Annotated in this window: 1 protein-coding gene; it reads right to left on the bottom strand. The window is 70.4% G+C overall.

Annotation, left to right across the window (positions count from 1 at the left end):
* Positions 1–4870, bottom strand: a 4870-nt coding sequence (locus tag AB0H50_RS34010) for a hypothetical protein (protein ID WP_357460972.1), incomplete at its 3' end; no start/stop codon positions are given.
* Positions 4871–5131 lie beyond the last annotated feature (261 nt).

The raw sequence follows: 5131 nt of genomic DNA, 5'->3' as shown, positions 1-5131 counted from the left end.
TCGGGTCCTCGGCACCATCCGGACCCGGCAACCGAACCGTGGGGTCATCCGCACCGATCGGGCTGCCGAGCGGCACCGTCGCCACATCGTCCGGTGACGGTACCGGCGGCAGCTGGCCTGGCGGCTGGCCGGGCGGCAGCGATGGCGGGCTGCTCGGACCGGGCGGGAGCGGATAGGGGCCGTCGTCGTCGGTGTCCGGGCGTGGCGGCAGCGGCCGGTCGGTGGGCAACGGGGCGGGCGCGTACCTGATGCCTTTACGCCAGTCGGTCAGCGGCGGCCGCACCGAATCCCAGTCGAAGCCGATGCGGATGGCGTACTGGTTGGCGTCGCGCCAGGACGCATAGTCGTTGGCGAGCAAGAAGTTCGACTCGGCCAAGGCGTCCTGCAACATCAGGACGTCTTCCGGCCTTGCCTCGTCACCGATCAACCGCAGCCAGGCCTCGGCGACATCGGCGACCTCGTCGAGGCGCATGCGCGCGGGCGACCCGTCGATCGGCAGCGCCCGCCGATACACGGCCTCCATGTAGTGATGCTTGATCTGCGCGATCTGCTCGCGGGTGAACGCGTTGACGGAGTTGTTCAGCCGCACCGCGACCTCGGCGGAGATCGCGGCCCGGTCGGGCTTCATGCCGAGCAGCGCCTCGCGGATGTCGTCGACCAATCTGGCCGCGTCGCCGGGCTGTTCGCTGCGCAGAGTGCCGGTCAGATCCGCGACGACGGCGCTGAGATCCGGGCCGGGATCGTCGGTGGTGCGAGTCGTCACCTCGATGCGCGCCGACATGTAGTCCTCGACGACGCTCGCGATCCGATCCACGATCTCCGCCGCGCGCACGTCGCGCGCGGCGCCCTCGAACTCGGGCCGGGCGGCGAGATTCGCGGTGATGCGGTCGATATCGCCGTCGGAGGTACGGAACAGGCGATACTGCTCGGTGGCCCAGTCCTGCACCCGCTTCCACGCGCGCTGCTCGTCGGCCTGCTTCCCCTCGTAACCCTCCAGCTCACCGGGGGCGTGCTCCCGTTCGGCGCGCTCGGGTTCGCGCGCCATCGGCTGGACGTCGGCGCTCTTCTTCCTGAACCACGGATGACCCTTGAATCCGGGCGAGATCCGACCCGGATGCGCGGAGTCGCTGTACCAGCTGAAACCGAACAGCTTCGCCGGTTCCAAGGTCAACCGCATGAAGTGGTAGAAGACGTCGGCGAAGGGCAGCTCGTAGGTCTGACCCGGGTAGATCGGATCGCCGCCCGGGATGGCGGGCAGCAGGCCCTTGTTGACGCCGGGTCCGTTGTCCACGAACGGATCCACCACCGCCGCCTGGAACGGGTTGGCCGCCCAACCGCTCACTCCCTCGGGCAGATCCCGCTCCTTGAACTCCTTCGGAGTGGTCGGGCCCTTGCGGTTGGTCGTCCACGCCGGGCGCTCCGGATTCACCTCGTGCCAGGTCGGCGAATCGGGCGTGCCGGACTGCCAGCGCACCCGGCGCAGGACCGGGGCGTCTTCGGGGCCCAGTGTCATGAATTCGCGCGAGGGCGAACGCAGTCGCCTGGTCGTCACCGGCTGATCGAGTTCGGCCACGAGCTCGCGGTACTCGATCGTCGTCTCCCGCGACAGCATCGCGCGAGCCACCCGCGAATCGCGATGGGTGGCGTCGAGCAGGGCGGCATCATGTTCGGCCCGCGGCGCGGCGAGCGTGCCGCGCGGGGCGATCACGATGATCCGCTGCGGGTCGCCATCGACGAACCCGACCCGGTCGGTGACCTGACGCGCGCCCTCCGCGGCGAGGAAATCGCGTCCCGCTCCGGCCAATTCGGCGATCCAGCCTTGAATACGGGCGATGCGGTTGTCGGCCTCGTTCACGTGCGTCGCGGCCTCGCGCAGCAATTCGATGTTGCGGCGGCGCTCGTCCATCTGGTCCGCTCTGATGGTCCGACCGGCCACCTCTGCCAGCGCCTCTTCCAGCGCCTCCTTGGGCGACTTCTGCTGCGCAACGGCATTCGGGCCCAGATCGGCCTCGTTCACCCGCAAGCGTGCGGCGATATCGGCGCGCATCTGCCGCCACGGCTTGGACTCCAACACCTCGCGGGCGCGCTCCTCCGCCAGGCGGTCGACTTCGGCGCGAACCTGCTGCGACAGCGGTTGCGGCCCCCCGATGCCGACACGGCCGAGCGCGGCGATCCGGCGATCCACTTCCGCGAGCGCCGCCTGCACCCGGTTGTACCGCAACGCGGCATCGTGCAGCTTGAAGATCTGCTCGCGGCGACGCGCGATCTCACCGGGGTCGAGTTGCTCGCGGGCCACATACCCGGCCTCGTCGCCGGTGCCCGCGATGCTTCGGGTTCCTGCGACGCTCGCTTCCAGATGTTCCAGGGTGCGAGCCAGATTCGACTGGTTCAGCGCCTGCGCGGCATCGCCGAACGGCAGCGGAAGATCGCTGAAACGCGAATACCTGTCATCGCGCTTGGCGCGCCAGAATTCGCGTTCCCGTGCCAGCACGGCGCGTTCGCGCATCAGCTGCCGGTACACGCCCTCCGGTGTGTTCGCCAGCTCGAGCTCGGCGATCTCCGCGTCGAGCTCGGCCACCGCCGCGTCCGCGTCGTCGAACTGCTGCGCCGCCCGCGCCAGGGCATCGATGGTCGACGCGTCCGCTGGGTCGAGCGCCTCCGCGCGCATGCGACGGATGTCGTCCCACTCCGCACGCCGAGCCACGGCGTCGGCCCGCTCCGCCCGCAGCCGATCCAGGGCCTCCTGCGCCTCCGGAGGCAACGGATCGGCCTCGGGCTCTCCGACCGGCGACTGCGCACCTTGCTGCTCTGGCTGTGCCTGCTCGTCTGGCTGTCCCGCCTGCGATTGCTCACCCTGCTGAGCCTGTGGCTGCTCACCTGGCTGCTCGGCATCCGGCTGCTCGCCCGGCTCCTCAGCCTTCGGCGGCTCACCAGGCTGCTGCGACTCGGGTACCGAGGTGCCGGGGTGCGCCGACTCTCCCTCGGCCTGCTGCTGCGACGCTTCCGCGGGATCCCTGCGATGCCTCGGCTGGTAATCGGGCTGCCCACCCGACTCGTCCGCAGGCTCACCGCGATGCCGCCCCGCGCCCTCGCCCGGATCCGGCGTCCCAGGCTGCGCGCCTTCGGATTCCGCTACACCAGGCTGCGACGCACGATGTCTCGGCTCGTAGGTCTGCTCCTGCGGCCCCGACTCGTCCGCGGGCTCACCCCGATGCTTCCCCACGCCGTCGCGCGGATCCGGCATCCCAGGCTCCGCGCCTTCCGATTCCGCCGAATCGGGCTGCGACGCACGATGCCTCGGCTCGTAGGTCTGCTCCTGCGGCTGCGACTCGTCCGCGGGCTCGCCACGATGTCTTCCCGTGCCATCACTCGTACCCGGCGTACCAAGCTGCGCGCCTTCCGATTCCGCTACACCGGGCTGCGACGCACGATGTCTCGGCTCGTAGGGCTGCTCCTCCGTCTGCGACTCGTCCGCGGGCTCGCCACGATGCCGACCCGCTCCCTCGCGCGGATCCGGCGTCCGAGGTTGTGCGCCTTCGGATTCCGGAACCGCTGACTGCGGCGCACGGTGTTTCGGCTCGTAGTCCTGCGCGGGCTGCTGCGACTCGTCGGCTGGGAGGCCGCGATGCTTCGGGCGGTGGGGCTCGGGCTCCGGCTCGGCGAAGTCGGGGGTGGAGCCGCCGGAGGGGTCGTTGCCCGGAGGCACGGAGTCGGGGGTCTCGGGGGTGCCGGTGGCGGGTGGGCGGATGGGGGTCGTTGTGACCGTCCCGGTTTCGTCGACCTCGACGTGGACGTAGTCGACGCGCACTCCTGCGTCGGCCAGCCGCTGGAGTTCCTGCGGCGAGAGGAGGTCGTCCGGTGACGGGGAAGGCGAGGCCACCAGGATTCGCCTGCCGCCGGGCAGGTGGCCGACGCCCTCGGGGTCGATTCGGGCATTCAGGCCGACGAGAACATCGCGGGCGGCCTGTTCGCCCGCACGCTGCACGGCGGCGCGTTCCTCGGCGGACGCGACGCGCAGGCGTTCCAACTCGGCTCGGATTTCCGCTGCGACAGAGCGCAACTCGTCGGCGTCGCGCAGGGCGGCGGCCAAGTCGTCGCGCTGGGTCATGATCCGGGCCGGATCATCCGGACGATCCATCAGCTCGGCCACCGCGGCATCGGCGGCGCGCACCCGGGCGTCGACGGCCTCGGCTATCTCACGCGTGCCCAGACCATCGGGGTCGATACCCATCGACCGTGCGAGATCCGCGATCGCCGAATCGATTCGAGCGCGCTCGGCCGCGGCAGTCGCGATATCGGCCGCGAGTTGCGGGAGCCTGCTCCGGAACTCCGGCGTCACCGGATCGTGGACTCGCGGAATGCCGATGCGCGGCCATGCGGGCGACTGGGGCGCGGACTCGGCGATCACGACCGGACTCGCGAGCGGATCGGCAAGGAGAACCGCCGCCTCCGCGGGCAGGAAAGCCATTGCGGCGTCGATGAATTCCCGCATGCGAGCGACATCGTCGCCGACCATCGCCAGCTGGCTCACCTCGCGAAGGGTCGCCATGAGGTTCCGCGGCAGCAGAGCATCGGGCCCGAGCCGCCCGGCGACCGCGGGAATGCTGTCGGCCAGCTCCCGCATCCGATCCGCCAGCGCATCCCGCCGCGCAACGGCGTCAGGCAGACTCTGCCGCTGATCCCCGGCATCGGTGACCGCCCGATCACCCTCCACGCCACCGGGGGCGGATCCGATCTGCTGGGCCGACTCGCCATCGGACTGCTCGGCAACCCCCGGCCGCCGCATATCGACCGTCGGAACATCGCTCTCGGCAACAGGACTCGACAACGACTCCTGTCCCGACTGCTCACCGGCTTCCGGCCGACGCATGTCAACCGTCGCGTCATCGTTCTGGGCAACAGGATCCGACGACGTCCCCTGCTCCGGTTGACCACCGCCAGGCCACACCCTGGTCCGCGGATCCTCCGGCCGACCGAGATCAACCGTCGAATCATCCGCCTCCGCAACAGGACCCGACGTCCCCTGCTCCGGCTGCCCACCGCCAGGCCACACCCTGGTCCGCGGATCCTCCGGCCGACCGAGATCGACTGTCGAATCATCCGCCTCCGCAACAGGACCCGACGTCCCCTG

This window comes from Nocardia sp. NPDC050793 (assembly GCF_040654065.1).
Lineage (GTDB): Bacteria > Actinomycetota > Actinomycetes > Mycobacteriales > Mycobacteriaceae > Nocardia.
This window is presented reverse-complemented; position numbering and strand designations above follow the sequence as displayed.